General features: G+C 60.9%; 16 protein-coding genes. 6 read left to right on the top strand and 10 right to left on the bottom strand.

Annotation, left to right across the window (positions count from 1 at the left end):
• Positions 1–433 precede the first annotated feature (433 nt).
• From M5J06_RS07740 to M5J06_RS07750, 3 genes are all read left to right on the top strand, one after another.
• On the top strand, positions 434–613 hold the full coding sequence (locus M5J06_RS07740; protein WP_070532208.1) for a PorH family porin: 180 nt from the start codon (positions 434–436) through the stop codon (positions 611–613).
• Positions 614–1,059: 446 nt separating this feature from the next.
• Positions 1,060–1,959, top strand: a complete 900-nt coding sequence (gene ppk2 / locus M5J06_RS07745; protein WP_070522677.1) for a polyphosphate kinase 2 — start codon at positions 1,060–1,062, stop codon at positions 1,957–1,959.
• 174 nt (positions 1,960–2,133) lie between these two features.
• Entirely contained in the window at positions 2,134–3,597 is a 1,464-nt protein-coding gene (locus M5J06_RS07750) for an integrase core domain-containing protein (RefSeq protein ID WP_143335830.1), read from the top strand.
• Between the two features lie 116 nt (positions 3,598–3,713).
• Here M5J06_RS07750 and M5J06_RS07755 read toward each other — a convergent pair whose 3' ends face one another.
• From M5J06_RS07755 to M5J06_RS07795, 8 genes are all read right to left on the bottom strand, one after another.
• Entirely contained in the window at positions 3,714–3,860 is a 147-nt protein-coding gene (locus M5J06_RS07755; protein WP_158014572.1) for a hypothetical protein, read from the bottom strand.
• A gap of 375 nt (positions 3,861–4,235) precedes the next feature.
• Positions 4,236–8,198: a Pls/PosA family non-ribosomal peptide synthetase gene (locus tag M5J06_RS07760; RefSeq protein ID WP_250224366.1), complete on the bottom strand. Its 3,963-nt coding sequence runs from the start codon at positions 8,196–8,198 to the stop codon at positions 4,236–4,238.
• Complete coding sequence (locus M5J06_RS07765) at positions 8,199–8,675, bottom strand: MarR family winged helix-turn-helix transcriptional regulator (RefSeq protein ID WP_070522684.1); 477 nt, start codon at positions 8,673–8,675, stop codon at positions 8,199–8,201.
• 61 nt (positions 8,676–8,736) lie between these two features.
• Positions 8,737–9,066: a type II toxin-antitoxin system HicB family antitoxin gene (locus M5J06_RS07770; protein WP_070522687.1), complete on the bottom strand. Its 330-nt coding sequence runs from the start codon at positions 9,064–9,066 to the stop codon at positions 8,737–8,739.
• Positions 9,067–9,363: 297 nt separating this feature from the next.
• Positions 9,364–9,666: a rhodanese-like domain-containing protein gene (locus tag M5J06_RS07780; protein WP_070522692.1), complete on the bottom strand. Its 303-nt coding sequence runs from the start codon at positions 9,664–9,666 to the stop codon at positions 9,364–9,366.
• Positions 9,667–9,702: 36 nt separating this feature from the next.
• Positions 9,703–11,709: a hypothetical protein gene (locus M5J06_RS07785; RefSeq protein WP_101736064.1), complete on the bottom strand. Its 2,007-nt coding sequence runs from the start codon at positions 11,707–11,709 to the stop codon at positions 9,703–9,705.
• A 133-nt stretch (positions 11,710–11,842) separates the two neighbouring features.
• Entirely contained in the window at positions 11,843–12,499 is a 657-nt protein-coding gene (locus M5J06_RS07790; RefSeq protein WP_250224367.1) for a LuxR C-terminal-related transcriptional regulator, read from the bottom strand.
• A 3-nt stretch (positions 12,500–12,502) separates the two neighbouring features.
• The gene (locus tag M5J06_RS07795) at positions 12,503–13,207 is read right to left on the bottom strand and encodes a sensor histidine kinase (protein ID WP_250224407.1); all 705 of its coding nucleotides are present in this window, start codon (positions 13,205–13,207) and stop codon (positions 12,503–12,505) included.
• Between the two features lie 98 nt (positions 13,208–13,305).
• Here M5J06_RS07795 and M5J06_RS07800 point away from each other — a divergent pair, with 98 nt between their 5' ends.
• From M5J06_RS07800 to M5J06_RS07810, 3 genes are read left to right on the top strand one after another with little or no spacing between them, the layout of a single operon-like run.
• Entirely contained in the window at positions 13,306–13,992 is a 687-nt protein-coding gene (locus M5J06_RS07800; protein ID WP_250224368.1) for an ABC transporter ATP-binding protein, read from the top strand.
• A complete protein-coding gene (locus M5J06_RS07805) occupies positions 13,989–15,389 on the top strand; it encodes an FtsX-like permease family protein (RefSeq protein WP_101736061.1) in 1,401 nt (466 codons plus the stop codon). The genes M5J06_RS07800 and M5J06_RS07805 overlap by 4 nt, the downstream gene beginning before the upstream one ends.
• Positions 15,386–16,318: a S41 family peptidase gene (locus M5J06_RS07810; RefSeq protein WP_250224369.1), complete on the top strand. Its 933-nt coding sequence runs from the start codon at positions 15,386–15,388 to the stop codon at positions 16,316–16,318. Before M5J06_RS07805 ends, M5J06_RS07810 begins: the two co-directional genes overlap by 4 nt.
• Before the next feature lie 33 nt (positions 16,319–16,351).
• Here the strand turns inward: M5J06_RS07810 and M5J06_RS07815 are convergent, their stop codons facing one another.
• Both M5J06_RS07815 and M5J06_RS07820 read right to left on the bottom strand, forming a co-directional pair.
• Positions 16,352–17,185, bottom strand: a complete 834-nt coding sequence (locus M5J06_RS07815) for an endonuclease domain-containing protein (RefSeq protein ID WP_250224371.1) — start codon at positions 17,183–17,185, stop codon at positions 16,352–16,354.
• Between the two features lie 196 nt (positions 17,186–17,381).
• The gene (locus M5J06_RS07820; protein ID WP_070685816.1) at positions 17,382–17,855 is read right to left on the bottom strand and encodes an inorganic diphosphatase; all 474 of its coding nucleotides are present in this window, start codon (positions 17,853–17,855) and stop codon (positions 17,382–17,384) included.
• Between the last annotated feature and the right edge of the window lie 61 nt (positions 17,856–17,916).

Genomic DNA, 17,916 nt, shown 5'->3' on the forward strand with positions numbered 1-17,916 from the left:
CCACGACTGACCGTGGGGAGCTTTCTTCGTCTTGAGACCCTTTTGTATCCTATTGCTCCCCCGGATAGGGGTAATACGCGATGTTGCCGCGAGAAAAATGTGGCGAAATTACTCCGTAAATCGGGCCTATGAATCGCAATTTTAGGGGCTCGCGTTACGTTTCGACGAAGATTTTTTGAGGCAGGACACCCGCCGCCGTTCATTTACGCAGATAGGCGCATTGTTGCTGGCTAGGTTAACAAATGGTGAATAAATAACCTGAAAAGTGAATCTGATTTTCGAAGCGCTGTGCTCGAAAAGTCACCCACGAATCCACTTGCAATGTTTCAGTGGTGTGCCAAAATAGTTTCGTGTGACGCCCGCTGAGGGTGTCTGCAAACTGCAAACCCCTCCGGGCAATTTCTCTACCCGGACTTCACAAGAGGAGACCATAATGGATCTTTCTTTCATCGGTGACCAGCTCGGTAACTTCGCTGACTTCGCTGACGGCATCAAGAAGCTCTTCGGCGGCTTCGCTAGCGTCTTTGACCTCATCTCCGGCGCTGCCACCACGGAAAACTACCCGGTTAAGCCGGATACCTCCGTTCTCGAGGGCCTGTCCTCCAAGAAGTAAACTAGCTTCCCTTTAGGGCAGCACTAAACACACACTTTCAATCCCAAGGAGATTTCAAATGGGTACCCTTTCTTCCACCGGCATCATCGGCCTCCTGCTCAACATTTTCTACGGTCTGGGCACCATGGCTGACGGCGCTTCCAAGCTGATCGGCCTGCTCTAAAAAGCACGCTGCTCACGCAGAACTAAGCGTTAACCCCGCTGACCCCCTTGTGGGCAGCGGGGTTTCTCATTTCCAGAATCCGCCCGCCCAGCCTGGCTGAAGCGGTGGCGTGGTACGGAACGATCATTTAAGCCCCCAGATCGTCGAATTCTGAGGGAACTATTTGTTAGAAACGTACATCCTGGGCGGCTGCTGCCACCTGTCGGGCATTACGGGGGTAAATTGAGCGGCCTCGAGTCGTTTTATCGAGCCAGATGCCTGCTTCCTAGATAGAATTAATGGTATGGCTGACATTAAAGACGACGAACTCCCCGAGATCGACCTTGCGCAGACCGACGGCTACGTCGTCGATGACTCCGATGAGGACGATCCCTCGCTCATCATGCCGGATGGCTCACCGGTTGAAACCTGGCGCGAGAACTACCCGTACGAGGAGCGCATGACGCGTGACGAGTACGAGTCCATCAAGCGTTCCCTGCAGATTGAGCTGCTGAAGTGGCAGAACTGGACCAAGGAAACCGGCCAGCGCCACATCATTCTCTTCGAAGGCCGCGACGCCGCTGGTAAGGGCGGCACCATCAAGCGCTTCAACGAGCACCTCAACCCGCGTGGTGCCCGCACCGTAGCACTCGAGAAGCCCTCCCCGCGCGAGTCCACCTCGTGGTACTTCCAGCGCTACATCGAACACTTCCCGTGTGGCGGCGAAATCGTCTTCTTCGACCGCTCCTGGTACAACCGCTCCGGCGTGGAGCGCGTCATGGGCTTTTGCACGGAGTCCCAGCACGCAGAGTTCCTGCGCGAGGTGCCGATGCTGGAGAACATGATTCTCGGCTCTGGTATTTCGCTGACCAAGCTGTGGTTCTCCGTGACCCGCAAGGAGCAGCGCACCCGCTTCGCCATCCGCCAGATCGACCCGGTCCGTCAGTGGAAGCTTTCGCCCATGGACTTGGCGTCCTTGGATAAGTGGGATGATTACACCCGCGCGAAGGAGGAGCAGTTCCGCTACACCGACACTGAAGAGTCTCCCTGGATCACCATTAAGTCCAATGACAAGAAGCGTGCCCGCATCAACGCGATGCGCTACGTGCTTTCCAAGTTTGAATACACCAACAAGGACCACGAGGTCGTTGGCCAGGTGGATGACAAGATTGTGAAGCGCGGACGCGACCAGATCGGTGACTAAGTAGCGTATCCCGCGGGAGGGGCCTAGCCCCTTCCCACAGATAGAAATAAAGCCCTAGCCCAACTTCTGGGCTAGGGCTGTGATGTCTAGCGACTTTTTGGACACGGAGTCCAGGATGTTTTTGGACGGGATGTCTAGTGGCTTTTTGGACGTTTGCGGCGGTGGAATAGCCGGATGGCTATTCCATTGCATAAGCGTAGAAAGGTCGCAGATTTCGATCCCGTTCGTGACGGCAAGACGGTCACACAGTTTTGCAAAGAATTAGGGATCTCGCGGCAGACGTACCACAACATCAAACACCGGATAGCGCAGAAGGGGCGCGCAGGTATTGTGCCGGATTCGACTGCCCCGAAGAATCCGATTAAGAAGTTTGACGAGGCCGATAAAATCGCAGTCGTCCACGCCAGACAACAGTTAATGGAGCAAGGCTTGGATTATGGGCCTTGGTCGATCTACTACTTTTTGTTCGACACTGTAGGCGCAGATTACACCCCATCGCGTTCTACAATCGCCTCGTGGCTGCATGAACTGGGGTTTGTTGATGCCAATGCCCGCAAACGGCCACGCAGCTCCTATAAGCGCTTCGCCCGTGATCGCGTCGGTGAACTCTGGCAAATCGATGGACTGGTCTATCGCCTCTTTGACCATGCCCACACACATGTCACGATTTACCAGATTATCGATGATGCCAGCAGATTCGATGTCGGAACCACAGCGTTCGCCCTGCCAGAAAACGGTACTGACGCACGCGCCGTACTGGCCGCAGCGTTCGCTGCCTACGGCAAACCTCAAGAAATCCTTTCCGACAATGGCGATGCGTTCGCCACCTACCACCGTGGCTTTCTCTCTGCTACTGAAACCTGGCTCGCCAGCCAAGGTGTTCTTGCTATTGCTGGTTTCGCCCCGACAACCCAGGGAAAAGACGAGCGCTCTCACCGCACGTTGACCCAGTTCCTCGATGCACGCCACCCAGTCAGCCTTGCTGAGGTCAACACATATCTGGCTGAATACCGCCAGGTCTACAACGAACGACGACGGCACCAATCACTGCTTATCGGCAAAATGCACATCACCCCACGCCAAGCTTTCGATACCTTCCCCAAAGCACCATCACCTCAGCATCCACTCGATCCCGAGCAGGTCTGGGCCCGCATAGTCGCCTATAACCAAGCACACAACCCACAAGCAGTATCCGAAAAGCTCAACGGCCCCGCGGAAGCGGCAACTTCACACGAGGCCAACACCGATGACATGGCAGCTTTGCAAGGCATACCTCCCACCGATACCCCAACACTAACGGCGCTGACGACACAATCAACAAACCATTGGGGCATCCCAGACCAACTCTGCGTAAGCAAAGATGGCGTTGTACGCGTATGCGGCTTCGGTCTCTACATTGGTCTGAGGTTTAAAAACCGCAGACTCTACTCCACAGTCACAGCCGATAACGTTGCGGAGTTCTACACGGCCCATGACGGTGAATTCCTCTTCAGCGTGCCACTGCCGATCACGTTGAGCCACAGGCCACCAGGTGGCCAGATCAACATCAACCTCGTTGAAGGAATGAAACACCGCCAACCACCACGGATGAACCCGAAACTATCCAAACCCCGGCCCAAACGCAGGCAACAACCATAAACCGCTAGAAGTGTCCAAGACCTCCATGGATTCCGTGTCCAAAAAGACACCGGACTCCATGTCCAAAAACCCTATGGACATAACACTTCTGGGCTAGGGCTTTGGTATTGGTCGGTTTAGAAGAGGGCCTCAAGCTGAGCAATCGGCGCGATACGGCCGGTTTCCAGCAAGAGGGAGTACAGGCCGAAGGAAGAAAGGCCAAGGCCAACGGCGCTAGCGACGGAACCGAAGATGGAGCTGATGATGGTTGCTACGGTGCCCATAAGAAAAGTCTCCTTGAGAGAATTAGAAATTATGCGGGGGAAAGATTAAACGTGGAAGGACTGTACGAAGTTCTCGATAGCCGGGATTTCTGCCATGTGGCCCAAGCGAGTGAGAACGTTGTAGAGGCCGAAAGATGAGAGGAGCGTGCCGATCATTGTTATTGAACTCCTTGCGAGCTAGAGGGTTAGTGTGAGACCGAAACCGTGGCTTGAACATGCTTCAGTTTCTCTTTCAGAGTAACACCCGGCGGGTCGGGACGCAGCGCTTATTCTGCAGGCAAATGATGCTAATGAAACGGGAACCCCCGCTTGCGCTGTACGCGTTTGCGTACAGCGCAAGCGGGGGCGGGGGGCTGCCTATAGTTCTCTGTTTTCCTATTTCTTCCAGGGCTCAATCGGGTTGCCCTGCCAAACGGAATTGCTCGGGACCTGATCGCCGCGCATCACCAGGGAGCCGGGGCCCACCGTCGCCACGCTGCCAATGACTGAGGCGGGCAGCGCCACCGAGTGCGAACCCAAGGTTGCACCGGCCTTGATAGTCACGGTGTCTAAGCTCATCACGCGGTCCTGGAACAGGTGGGTCTGCACCACGGTGCCCGGGCCGACGGACGCGCCGTCGCCCACGACGCAAAGATCGGTCTCCGGGAACCAGTAGGAGTCGATCCACGCACCGCGGCCAATCCTGACGCCCAGCGCGCGTAGGCCCAGATTGATCTCACCCATGCCATAGGTGTGGCTAAAGAACCACGGGGCAGCAACCGCCTCAACGAAGGTGTCTTGGAGCTCGTTGAGCCACACGAAGGCGGACCACAGCGGGTGGTCGCCGGCGGTCTGCGTGCCCACGCAGATCCACTTCGCGGCTACCGTAACCGCCATGGCGATAGCGCCCGCCGCCATGAGGACGAGGCCGCCGAGGGCCCAGGCGGCGGCGATGCCGAGGGCGTCGGCAAGCGCGTAGAGCGACGCCAGGGTTCCTGCCAGCAGCATGGCCGAGGTCATCGGCGCCAACAGGCGCATGGTCTCAATCGCGCCGCGCGCGGCCTTGACCCCAAAGCCCGGGTTATAGGTAAGGGATTCACCCTCCACGCCGTCCACGTGGGCCTCGACGCGGCGCATGCGCTCCGGCGGGGAACCCCACCAGTTGGCGCCGGACTTGGTCTTCTTCGGCGTTGACGAGAGCACGGCAACCAGCGAGTTCTTCGACAGCTTGCGGCCCGGACCCGTGATGCCGGAGTTGCCCACGAAGGAGCGCTTGCCCACCTTGGTCTCACCCGTGAGCATCCAACCGCCGCCGAGCTCGTAGCCGCCGATCATGGTGTCATCCGCCAGGAAGGCGCCGTCTTTGACCTCGGTGAGTTTGGGCACCATGACGGCCGTGGAAATCTCCACGTCCTTGCCAATCGTCGCACCCAGCGAACGCAGCCACGCCGGGGTGAGCTGCGAAGCATAGATGGGGAAGAGCTGAGTGCGCGCCTCATCCATGAGCCTCTCGATGGTCCACAAGCGCCAACCTTTGGCGGAGCGCACCGGTGCAACACCGGGCGTGATGCCAATGGAAAGCAAGCGCACGCCCAGCCAGGTTTGCAGCATATAGGTAGCAAATGCCACCAGGGCGCCGAGCGGCGCGAAGAAGATGGAGCCGACGAAGGCGGAGCCATCGGTCAGCGCGATGAGGCTAACGACGACAGCCGCGCCGACCGCCAGCGCCACAATGGGCTGCACGGCTAGCAGGACGGACGTGAAGTCATACACAGGAACCCATAGCGGACGGCGCTTCGGGGCATGGGACGGGAAGCGGTGCTTGGAGCGGCCCACCTTCTTTGCAGGGGAGCCGGACCAGCGCTGACCGTCCTTGACCTTCTTGCGCCCCGTCACGGTGGAGCCGGCCTCTACGTGGGCGTACTTGCCCACGACGGTGCCCGGCAGCAGCGTGGAGCGCGCACCCACGCGCGCGCCTTCCTTGACCTCAATGGCGCCGACGCGGAGAATATCGCCGTCCAGCCAGTAGCCGGTGAGGTCCACTTCCGGTTCGATAGCGGCGTGCTTACCCAAGGTCAGCAGGCCGGTGACGGGTGGCAATGAGTGGAGATCCACGCCGCGGCCAATCTTCACGCCCAAAGTGCGGGCGTAGTTATTGACGCGGGTAGCGCCCGCCAGGGAGCTGGCGCCTATGGCATTAACCCAGCGCTCGGCAGCCCAAATGCGCAGGTGCGTGGAACCGCCGCGCGGGTACTCGCCGGGCGTGATGCCGGCGGTGATTAGCCGCGCGCCGTAACCGCCCAGCGGGATGCGCCCAACCGGGGTGACGAACACAATGAGCAGGATGGCCACCAGCCACCACGGGGTGGTCATGGCCCAGTCCACGCCGAGCAGGTTCGCCACGTTGGAGCCCAAGAGCAACCACGCCAGCCAGCTCGTGGCAGCCATGGTCATCACCGGGATCTGGATGAGCGTTTGTGCGATGCGCGTGCCTGCGCCCACGGGCGCTACCTCGCGGGCGGGGCCGGAGTCCTCGACGGATTCGGCGTCGGCAAGCTGCTCCGCGAGCGAGCCCAGGCGAGGGTGGTCGTAGAGGTCACGCACGGCCACGGTGGGGAAGCGCTCGCGGATGCGGCCGACCAGGGTCGCCGCGGCCAGCGAGGTGCCGCCGAGGGAGAAGAAGTCGGCGTTGACGTCCTCGACGGACACGCCCAGGGTGTCCACCCACAGCTCCGCCAACCACTGCTCGGTGGGGTTGAGGCCGGATGCCTCCACACCCACGCCGGGCAGTGGCCACGGCAGGGCCTTCTTATCCACCTTGCCGGAGGTGCGAATCGGCAGCTCATCCATGACGCAGATGCGGGGGACGAGCGCCGCCGGCATGGATTCCGCGAGACGGACGTGCGCCGCCTCGTGGTCGAATCCTGCATCCGGGTCATCCAGGGAGACGTAACCGACGAGCACGGACTCGCCGCCCGGTGTCTTCTGCACGGCCACGGCGGAGTTATACACGTTGGGAAGGGCCGCCACGTTGGCCTCCACCTCACCGAGCTCGATGCGGCGGCCGCCAATCTTGACCTGGTCATCGACGCGGCCCACGAAGTACAGGCCGTCCTCTTCAAGACGCACGTGGTCACCTGTGCGGTAGGCGCGCTCCCAGCCCAGGGACTCCAGCGGCGCGTACTTCTCCGCGTCCTTGACCGGGTCCAGGTAGGCGGCCAGGCCCACGCCACCGATGACGAGTTCGCCCACCTCACCGATGTTCACGGGGACGCCGTGCTTGTCGACGACCACCAAGTCCCAACCCTTCAATGGCAACCCAATCGACACGGGCTTGCCGGGCAGCATGCGCTGCGCGCAGGCCACGACGGTGGCCTCGGTGGGGCCGTAGGTATTCCACATTTCGCGGTCTTCGGTGGCCAAGCGGTCCACCAGCTCCTGGGAGCAAGCCTCGCCGCCGACGATGAGGAGGCGGATATTATCCAGGGCCTCGGCGGGCCACAGGCCAGCCAGGGTGGGCACGGTGGAGACCACCGTGATGTCGCGGCGAATGAGCCAGGGACCTAAGTCCATGCCGGAGCGCACTAGGGAGCGCGGGGCCGGGACCAGGCAGGCGCCGTGGCCCCAGGCCAGCCACATTTCCTCGCAGGAGGCGTCGAAAGCTACGGAGAGTCCCGCGAGAACGCGGTCGTCCGGGCCGAGCGGGCCATGCGGGTTATCCGCCAGGAAGAGGGCAGCCTCGGCGTCAACGAAGGCGGCCGCGGAACGGTGGCTCACCGCCACGCCCTTGGGCTTGCCCGTAGAACCGGAGGTAAAGATGATCCACGCGGTGTCTTCTGGACGCGGTTCGTCGAAGGGGGTGGTGTCGCCTTCGCCGCTACGGGAGGCTGATGTTTCCCGGAGCATGCGGAAGCCCTCGTCGGTGAAGACACCGTCGATGTCGGCCTCGCCGAAGACCATCTCTGCGCGCTCATCGGGGTCGTCGGCGTCGACGGGCACGTAGGCCGCGCCGGCGGCGAGCGTGGACAGGATGGCCAGGTAGAGCTCGCGCTTGCCGGAGGTCATGCGGATGCCGATGCGGTCTCCGCGCCGCACACCGCTGGCGTGGAGCTCGGTGGCCCAGGCGGAGACGTCGGCAAGCAGCTCGGCGTAGGTCAGGATCTCACCGTCATCCAGGGCGGCAGCCTCGGGGTAGTTCTCTGCTGTGGTGCGCACGACGTCCCACAGGGTGCGCGCCGGTGCAGCCTCAGAACCTAGGAGGTAGTGCGCGGGAACCTCGGGCGTTGCTGAGGTCTCGGGCTCGTCCGCCTGGAGGGCGTGGCGGCCTCCGGTACTAGGAAGATTATCGGGCTCCGTCATTTAGGCATCACTGCTTTCTGCATCACCGGGCGCGTCGGCCGCGATGATGGCGGTGGCCAGCTTGCGCAGGTGCTTGAGCTGCTTGTTGGTGGACTCGTCGAGGGCCTCGTCCTCCGCCTTCGCCACCAAGACCGCAAGCTCCTTGTGGGCCTTGGTGCCTTTCTTGGTGGAGGCAATGATTTGGCGGCGGCGGTCCTTGGAGTCACGCTCACGCTTGACCCAATGGCGGGACTCCAGTGAATCGAGGAGGCGCACCATGTCGGAGGCGTCGATGGCCAGGGTTTCCGACAGGGCGGACTGGGAGGACGCGGTCTCTGCAACGAGGCAGGTGAGCACCCAGTATTCGCGCAAGGTAGTCCGCTGTGTTTGCAGCGCGGCCTCGACGCCTTCGCGGGTGCGGCGGCGGAGGCGCTCCAGCTGGAAGGAGGGGGACTCCAGGAGTGCGGTAGGGATGGAAACAGAATTCAATGAAGGCATGCCGATGATTCTAACGCGCCTACGGTGGCATGCCTAAATTATGGGTTGTGGCCCACTAGTTTCAGGCTGAGGCTAGCTTCTGCACGATGAGTGTGTTGAGAGAAACGCCTTCCCGTTCTGCTTCGATGGTCAGGTCTCGGTGAAGTGACTGAGGTATGCGGAGGTTGAACTTCCCCGAGTAGCTTCGCTGTCCGAATGGTTCTGGGATGTGTTCATTGTTGCGTTGCATATCTTCTAGAGTTTCTTCGACGACGCTGCGCAACTCGGCTTCTGCGGTGGTCGCAGTAGCATCCAGCCATGACAGGGAAGGGAACTCTAGGACTGTGGCAACGAACTCGCCATCTTCTTCTGACCAAGCGGTTTGGTAAGTGTATTTGTCTGCGAGATTCATGATCTGCTCCTAGGGGAGGTGGTCGATGGCGGCTAAAACTTGGCGAATCTGAAAGGGCTTCGCTTTCCCGTTGTGCCCCTCTTGGATATTGACTCGGGGGTCTCCCTGCCATGGGGTTTTATAAACGATGTGCGAAGTTCCACGCCGTTTCTTTCCGGCGCTTTCTTGGCGTTCGAAATAGAAGTCACATACAAGTTGCAGCTCTGAGAAGCGGACGTTTGTCCGTGAGGCCCGCATCTTTGTGAGGATCTTTTCTATCTTGGAAACCACACCTGTATGGTACCGCAAATGGTACCACTAGTGGTTTGGGTAAACCATAGGGCAGCCTTGTGCTTTCCAACCATCCGTGCCGCCCTCGACGTTGATGACGTCCCAGCCCTTGGTGTGCTCCAAGTACTGGCAGACCTGCATGCTGCGCCCGCCTAGGTGGCAGATGACGTAGATGTCTTGGTCCGGGTCAATCTCGTCGATGCGATCAACTAGTTCGCCCATCGGGATGTGCGTGGCGCCCTGGGCGTGCTCGGTGTTCCACTCGTGGTCCTCGCGGACGTCGATAAGCTGGGCGTTCTCAGGTACTTCCTGTGGCGTTACGTTTCTCATGCCCCATACCCTAGTCACGCATAGGGCCTAGTGTTGTTACTCCACTCGTCGCGTCCACGGAAGAGCTTCAAACTCTGCGCGGTCCCCGTTCACAAACCGTTCAAGGAGGGACAAGGCTTCGTCGATGTCCTCTAGGAGCATCTGGAAGTTTTCTTCCTCACCGTTGTTGTGGCCCCATTCGACGAGGTAGCGTGCCGCTCCTGTTTCTGAGGGTTGCACGCGGTCGACCTGGCAGTAGTCGCCCGGGACTATTCGGTCAAAGGCTGCTACCCACGCTCCCACTTCGGGGAAGCCGTCCTGGCGAACTGCCTCGAGAAGGTCATCGTTGAAAAGATACGCAGCTGAGCCGAAGACCGTGGCGTTGACCATGAAGCGCTCTTCCTCAGGGATATCTGAGGACGACTTCTGATCTTGCCAATTCACTTTGTCCACCAACTGCGCCGGGGAGTAGGTGAATTCAACCATCAAATCCAGAGCAAGGGGCAGTGGGATGGATGGGATTTCGTGTAGGTTCCCGTCGGGGGTGACAAGGTCAAGCGAAACGTTGTCGCCCGTATAGGTTGTTTCCAAGGTATAACGCTCCTGGAAGTCCACCTGACTCCCGGATCGAACCTCAAGCCTCCATCCTGTGAAGAGGCGAAGGCCTGCTTCGAGTACGGAGGAGGAGGTGGTCACCTCCCAAGTGTTCACATACAACTTATCCGCGAGTAGCTTCAACTGGCAGCTCTCAGCCCCCGGAAGCGGCTTGCCCGACGGGTTGTACAGTGCCAGGGAATCATCGACAACAAGCGAAATGCCATGATCCTGCGCCAGATGAGTAAGCCTCTCTATTGTGACCGACCTGACGTCGGCAGGGATGAGCAGCCGAGTGAGTGCTTGTGCCTCCACGTGCTCCTCGGCGAGGAGGATTTCGCTTCCGAGCTTTGAGTTAATCCTCTCAATATATTTCTGCATCCGAGGGCTGGGCTCGCCATTATGGTCAGCACGGATGCGGTGCATCATGCATACTGATGCTTCTGTCCACTGCTCCTCGCGCTCCGGAAGCTCCATTGCGGTGACCGTGGTGTACGGTGCCGGATCCGAAGATGAAGAGTCCGGGAAGACCGTGGAAATCATCTCGCCGTTGCCGTCCAAATAGTGCTCCGCCACTGCGATGACTTCGTCTGCGATGTCGAAGGTCTGCACATTGTCGGTGCCGAGGTTATCGTAAACCTTCGCGGTCCACTGTCCTTGCGCATTGCGGCCGTAGGCCAGGGAAAACGTTGGCCATTTGTGTAGATGGACCATCACGCCTGCGGGGAGCTCCTTCACCGCGTCCAGCCGGCGCCAGGGTGTTTCGTGGCGGACTGAAGCATCCAGGATTGGCTTAGATTCACGTTGAGGCAACGGCTCCCACGCAAGTTCTTCGATCAACGGGTTGTGATCACTGAAGGAAAGCAGAATCTCTCGTGCTTCTTCGTAAGTATCGACAGTGAGCGTGCGGAATACTGGTTCAGTGGCCTCTGGAGGGAGGCTGGACCATATCAGTTCGAACTGCCCGCTTGCGCGCACGTGCATGGACATATCGAGGCCGTAGCTGCGTTCTTCCGAGCCATAGTTGACTACCTGAAGCCACGTTTGCTCGGACACCGGCAGGCGCAGGGCGTCCTCAAAGGCGCGATCAAGCATCGGTCTGCTGACCTGTCGCCACATAGTTCCCATGCAGTTCCTGATGGAGGAAAGGCCATTGCTGCTCGTGGGGATTCCAGTCGCATTAAAGAGGATGTCCGTGGTTCCAATGAAGACCACCAAGCCGTGGTAATACGCCAGCAAAGCTAGCTTTTCTTGGAGTTCTAAATTGCTCGAATCCATCGTGACCGTGACGGCCGAATGCGCGGGCACGTCCTGTCCGAAGAGTTTGGAGAGTGCGGCCGATGCTTCTTCCATTTCTGGATCCGGCTTCCGGAAGGAGTCCAGCCCTTCCGTCTGAATTAACTCCAGAAAATAGTCATGGTCAGCAATCTTTTCTCGGTTAAAGCGCACGATGTTGAGCTGCACGTCCATTAAGCGGGGTCCTTCCAGAGTGGGTTGGGTAAGGGCACGGACAAGCTTATGTGTCTTGCGTCACAGTTTCCTTGGGATCCTGTGGACGGTCTCTGTCAGGGCGCTCGTGTGGGACGGTGGGCGGGCGCGGGCTTTAGCGGTGTGCTGAGAGGTATTCCAGAATGGCTTTCACGCGGCGGTTGTCCTCGCTGGGGTCCAGCCGCAGCTTGGTGAAGATATTGGAAACGTGCTTGGCCACCGCGGCGGAAGACAGGACGAGCTCGGCGGCGATGTCCTTGTTGGACTTGCCGCGGGACATTAATTCGAGAACCTCGCGCTCGCGTGGAGTGAGCTCGCCCAGACCGCTGCGCCCGGAGCTCATTAACGCCTGCGCCACGGTGGGATCGATGACGGTGCCGCCCTGAGCCACCACGTCCAGGCTGGAGAGGAAGTCCCGCACCTCGGAGACGCGGTCCTTCAACAGGTAGCCTGTGCCGGCATCGGGGGAGTCGAAGAGCTCCACCGCATATGCGGGCGCTACATACTGGGAGAGCACCATGACGGGTAAGCCCGGGTATGCATTTCTCAAGTTCACGGCGGCTTTCAAGCCATCATCGCCCATGCCTGGTGGCATGCGCACGTCCGTGATGACGATGTCCGGAAGCTCATCACGCAGCTTATCCATCACGGCCTCAAGCTCCGGGGCGGAATCCGCCTGGCCCACAATCTGATGCCCGCGGCGCTCCAGAAGGCCAGCTAAACCTTCGCGCAAAATGGCGGAGTCATCCGCCACGACGATTCTCAAACTCATTTCTTAAACTCCTGACTGTCCGCGATCGAGAAGAAGAGGAATCGAGCACGCCAGCCTCGTCGGCCCGCCCGGGGGAGAGGATAGCGTCATCTCCCCGCCGAAAGCCGCGAGGCGCTCGGCCATCCCCGCCAAGCCGTGGCCCGGCACCACCCGCGCGCCGCCTGGCCCCTCATCTACCACGGCGATTTTCAAGGAGGCATCCGCGGTCACTAAAACAGACACCGGCGCGCCGGGCGCGTGCTTGGCCGCATTGGTCAAAGCCTCCGTGCCGAAGAAGTAGCCGCAGGCCAGCACGGAGGCGGAGAGCTTGGGCAAAGGATGCGGGGCGAAGACGCTGACGTGGGGGCCGTGGGAGGAAGCAACGTCGGCAAGCGCGGTCACCAAACCGTGATCCTGCAGCACCTGCGGGTGGATGCCGTGCACCGTGGCGCGCAAGGATTTGAGGCCGCGGTCCACGTCCTGTTTGGCGGCGGTAAGCAGCTCGGTGAGGTCAGAGGGGGCGTCGAGAAGAGCCTCCCCCAACTTCATGCTCGCGGCCACGAGGTATTGCTGCGCGCCGTCGTGTAAGTCGCGCTCGATGCGGGCGCGCTCCACCTCATAGGCATCCGCGATGGCGCGGCGCGAGGCCGTGAGCTGCGCAATCTTCTCCGCTTGCTGCTGCTCATGGTTGGTGGGCTGGGGCTTTCTTCGGAACACGGCTTTCAGCATAACGGGCGCCACCAACTGCAGGGGTAGTGCTGGCACTACCGTAAAGAGCAACGCTAGGGCTGTTCTTTCTGCGGGCCCTTCACGGTGGAATGAGAGACATGGCACAGACACTTTCCCTGACAGACATCACCAAGGATTTCGGCGGCGGCCCGGTGCTCGCTGGAATCTCCCTCGACATTGAACCGGGCGAGCTCGTGGCCGTCATGGGGCCGTCCGGCTCCGGCAAGTCCACGCTGTTGCACTGCATGTCCGGCGTGCTCACCCCCACGCACGGCAGTGTGCGCTACGGGGATGAGGAGCTCTCCGCGCTTGGCGACGGTCCCCGCTCCCGCACCCGCCTGCGCAACTTCGGCTTCGTCTTCCAAGACGGCCAGCTGCTGCCGGAGCTGAGCAACGTGGACAACGTGGCGCTGCCTGCGATGCTCAACGGTATGGGGCGGGGTGCGGCCCGCAAGCGCGCGATGGAATTGCTGGACCAGCTGGGCCTGGGTGGTTTGGCGGAGCGCCGCCCAGCGCAGGTTTCTGGCGGTCAGGCGCAGCGCGTGACTATTGCGCGTGCGCTGGTGGCTTCTCCGGGCGTGGTCTTCGCCGATGAGCCGACCGGTGCGTTGGACCAGTCCACGGGCCACGAGGTCATGCAGATGCTCACCACCATCGTGCGCCAGTCGGGTGCCAGCCTGGTCATGGTCACGCACGACCCGAAGGTGGCCGACTGGATGCAGCGTCGCGTGGAGATTCGCGATGGCATCATCCACGACGACCGCCGCCTCGAGGTGATTCGATGAACACCGCGACTTTGGTCTTTGACCTGCAGCGCGAATCCATTCGCGCGCGATCCGGAACAGGAATTGTCTCGGTGCTGGCGATTGTGAGCCTGACCATTGGCTCCGCCATCGCCTTCCTGGTCGCGGGCGGCACCTGGATGTTTTGGGAGCGCGCCCAGCACGTCGAGGATGCCGCCCCGGCACTCAAGGAGGCCTTCGGCAATGAGATGGAGGCCTTCCTCTATCCCTGGTTTGCCCTAGCCCTTTTTGCTTGTGCGTTCATCCTTCCGGCGCTGTTTAACCTCACTGCCCAAGCCGCCGTCCTGGGGGCGTCCGGCAGGGAGCAGCGCCTGGCCACCCTGCGCCTGTTGGGATTGAGCTCCCGCCAGGTGGAGCGCATGGTCATCGTGGAGACGGGCCTGCAGGCGGTGATCGGCATCGTGCTCGGCGGGCTGATCAGCCTGCTCGTCGCGCCGGTCTTCACCCAGCTGGATTTCCAGATGCGTTTCATTGCTCTGTCCGAGCTTCTCCTCCCGTGGTGGGGCTACCTCGCCGTGGCGGGTGTGCTTTTCCTGCTGGCCATCGGCGCAGCACTCGTCGGCATGCGCCGGGTGCGGGTGAGCCCGCTGGGCGTGGCCAAGCGTCAGATGCCCGCGGCTTATCGCTGGTGGCGCGCCATCGTCTTCCTCATCATCGTGGCGGTCGGTGGGGTTTTCCTCTCCGGCAAGGCGGGCCCGCCGACCGCCATGGTCATCGTGGTCATGTTCGGCATGCTGATGAGCATCAACCTCATCGCTCCCTTCATCCTGCAGCTCGGCGCGCACATCTTGTCCCTCTTCCCGGGCACCGCGCACTTCGTGGCCTGCCAGCGAGTGGCAGGTAATGCGCGCCCCGCCTGGCGGCGGAGTGCGGCCATCGGCTTCTTCGGCTACTTGGCGGGATTCCTCGTTGCCGCACCCCTGGGCGCAGACGCTTTGGCCCTGGTGTTGAAGGAAGACCCGGGGATGAACGTGGTGTTCAAGGACATCTCCACCGGTGTTCTATTAACCCTCATTTTTGGCTTCACGCTGACCACCATGTCCATCATCCTGGGACAGGTCTCCGGCATCTTTGAGGACAAGGAGCTCATCCGCTCCCTGGATCTCATGGGCGTGCCGCGCGGCTTCCAGTTCCGCTCCGGTGCCTGGACCGTCATGGGGCCGGTCGTGGGCTTGAGCTTCTTCGGCTTCCTCTTCGGCGGTGGCATCGCCTCGCTGATGTTCTTCTCCAGTGTCGATTCAAGCGACGTCGATGTTCTCGGCCGCATGCTCATGGCCTTCGGATTCCTGGCCATAGGTTGGTTGGTCACGCTGCTAGCCATTGTCATTGTTGAACCCCTGCGCGGTTACGTGCTGCGCACGGGAGGAAGGAAAGAATGAAAACTGTACTGAAAATCTTCGGCGGACTGTTCCTTGTTGCCCTCATCGCCGTGGTCGCGGCCGTGTACTTCTTCGGCCCCTCCTATGGTGGGGCGCTGTTGGGCAAGCCCTACTTCCTCTTCAACGCCAGCGAGAAGCGCATCAATACAGCGATGGTGGATACTGCAGCGATCTCCGGAATCTATGGCGAGAGCGAGGAATTCCAGCGCGCCCGCGAGGCTTTCAAAGAGGACCCCACGAACGCTGAGCTCCTCGATGCCGCCATTGACGCCGCAGGCGGCAAGCACTCCAGCGTCTTTAGCGCCGAAAAAGAAAAGGCCATTGAGCGCACCGAGCCTTCGGTCGATTTCGACGACGGTGTCCTGCGCGCCACCGTGCCGTCGATTGGCCGCCATAATGACGGCCAGGCCTATGCCGATACCTTGGCTCAAGGCCTGACTGCCCACCCGGAGGCGTGCGCTGCCGTGGTGGACCTGCGCGGCAACGGCGGCGGTGACATGGGCCCGATGTACGCGGGCTTAAGCCCCCTGCTGCCGGATGGCACCGCGCTCTCCTTCGTCAGCCGGATGGGGACCTCTGACGTCACCATCGACGGCAACTCCGTCACCGGCGGTGGCACGCCCACCACCACGACGGGCGGCAAGCTTGAGGTCCCCGTCGCCGTGCTCACCGACGACGAAACCGCGTCCTCCGGCGAGGCCACCCTCCTGGCCTTCCGCGGCCTGGACAACGTGCGCACCTTCGGCGAGCCGACCGCCGGCTACGCCTCCGCCAACGTGGTCCTGGATTACCCGGACGGCCGCTCGCTCATGCTCACCACGGCCAAGGACAAGGCCCGCACGGGCGAGGAATTCGCCGAGGACCCCATCGCCCCCGATGCCCCGGAATCGGAGCTCGATGGTTGGCTTGCCTCCCACTGTGGTTCCTAAGCACGTTGCGGATCCTAAGTAAGCTGCGGCGACTTAGCCGCAACGTTCGCCTTCCCACCGCCAGTAGTGATGCCACTTCCACGGCGGTGGAACGAGCTCGCCCCGCCCTTTGATGACCGCGAGGACCTGGTGAACCGCGACGTCGAGGTGGTGCTCAATTGTGGCGGCGGTGAAGTGGAGGGGCCGGTAGCCGCGCTGGATGGCGTCGTTAAGCTTCTGGCGGTCGATCTCGAAACGCTGCCGGTTCTCGCCTTTGTGGTAGGCGTATCCGTCCACCTCGATGGCCACCTTGTGTTCCTCTAGGAGCAAGTCCCAGCGGTAGGGGCCAATCCGCACGTTGTTGCGGACTTTGACGTGGGGATCGAGACCCCGGGTGAGGTCGCGCTCCGGCTTGCTATCCGCCCCGACGATGGCCTTTTCCAACACCTCACGCGTGTGCTTGGGCAGGCGGCGAAAGTCCAGCTGTTCCGTCTCGATGCGCGAGCGCCCATGCGGCCCGGCGAAGAAGGCCTCGATGAAGGCCACGGCATCCTCGTGCTCCATCGCCTCAACGCATTGCAGCGGGCTACACACGTTTACCCCATTCATGCTGCCCAGCGCTTTGGGCCGCGCCCGTCGGCTCCGGAAGTACGTGCTCGGTGCCATCGTTCCTGCGCGCAGGAAGTGAAGCGGAAAAGTTAGTTCTTGGCCAAGATACTGCTGGGCGGCGGAATAGCCATCCAAGGCTGAGTCTGGCCAGCGTCTTGAGACGATTTCAGCGAGCTCGCGCGGCGTTGGCACCGCAGATAAATACAGACCGCGACAAATCTTGATTGCCTGGCCATTGGCCGCGCGGCGAGTCCCCGCGCGTCCCTCGAAAATTTCCATGTGCCCCCGATGAGTACGTTTCTAACAAATAAGCCCCCAGAAACCGCTGTTTTCGGCCCCCTATTTGATCGAATCGTACGTCACGAACGAGGAGTTGTCGCGGTGACAAAGAAAAAGGACGTTTCGATCAACTAAGGCCTCTCAAACCCTCGGATTTTGGGCCCTATTTGATCGAAACGTCCCTTAGAAGTGCGAATTATTTGAAGCGAGCCTTAGCCTCGTCGAGGATCTTCTCTGCCTCAGCCTTGTCGCCCCAGCCGGAGCCGGTAACTTCCTTGTTCGGCTCTAGGTCCTTGTAGTGGACGAAGAAGTGCTCGATCTCGTCCTTGATGTGCTGCTCCACATCGTTGATGTCCTGGTAGCGCTCCCAGCGCGGGTCATCGATGACGGCGAGCAGCTTGTCGTCGCCGCCGGCCTCGTCGGTCATCTTGAATACGCCGAGAATGCGGGCCTCCACGACAACGCCCGGGAAGACCGGCTCCGGGAGGATCACTAGTGCGTCGAGCGGGTCGCCGTCCTCACCCAGGGTGTGGTCGATGAAGCCGTAGTCAGCCGGGTAGGCCATCGGGGTGAACAGGTAGCGGTCGAGGTGGACCTTGCCGGTCTCGTGGTCGATCTCGTACTTGTTGCGGGAGCCCTTAGGGATCTCGATGGTTACTTCAACGCTCACGGCTGAATCCTCCATAACTAATAGGTTGGCATGTGCTCCGCATAGTCTACCGCGCTAGTCT

Origin of the sequence: Corynebacterium intestinale, from assembly GCF_023574125.1 — a bacterium.
GTDB classification, from domain to species: Bacteria; Actinomycetota; Actinomycetes; order Mycobacteriales; family Mycobacteriaceae; genus Corynebacterium; species Corynebacterium hesseae.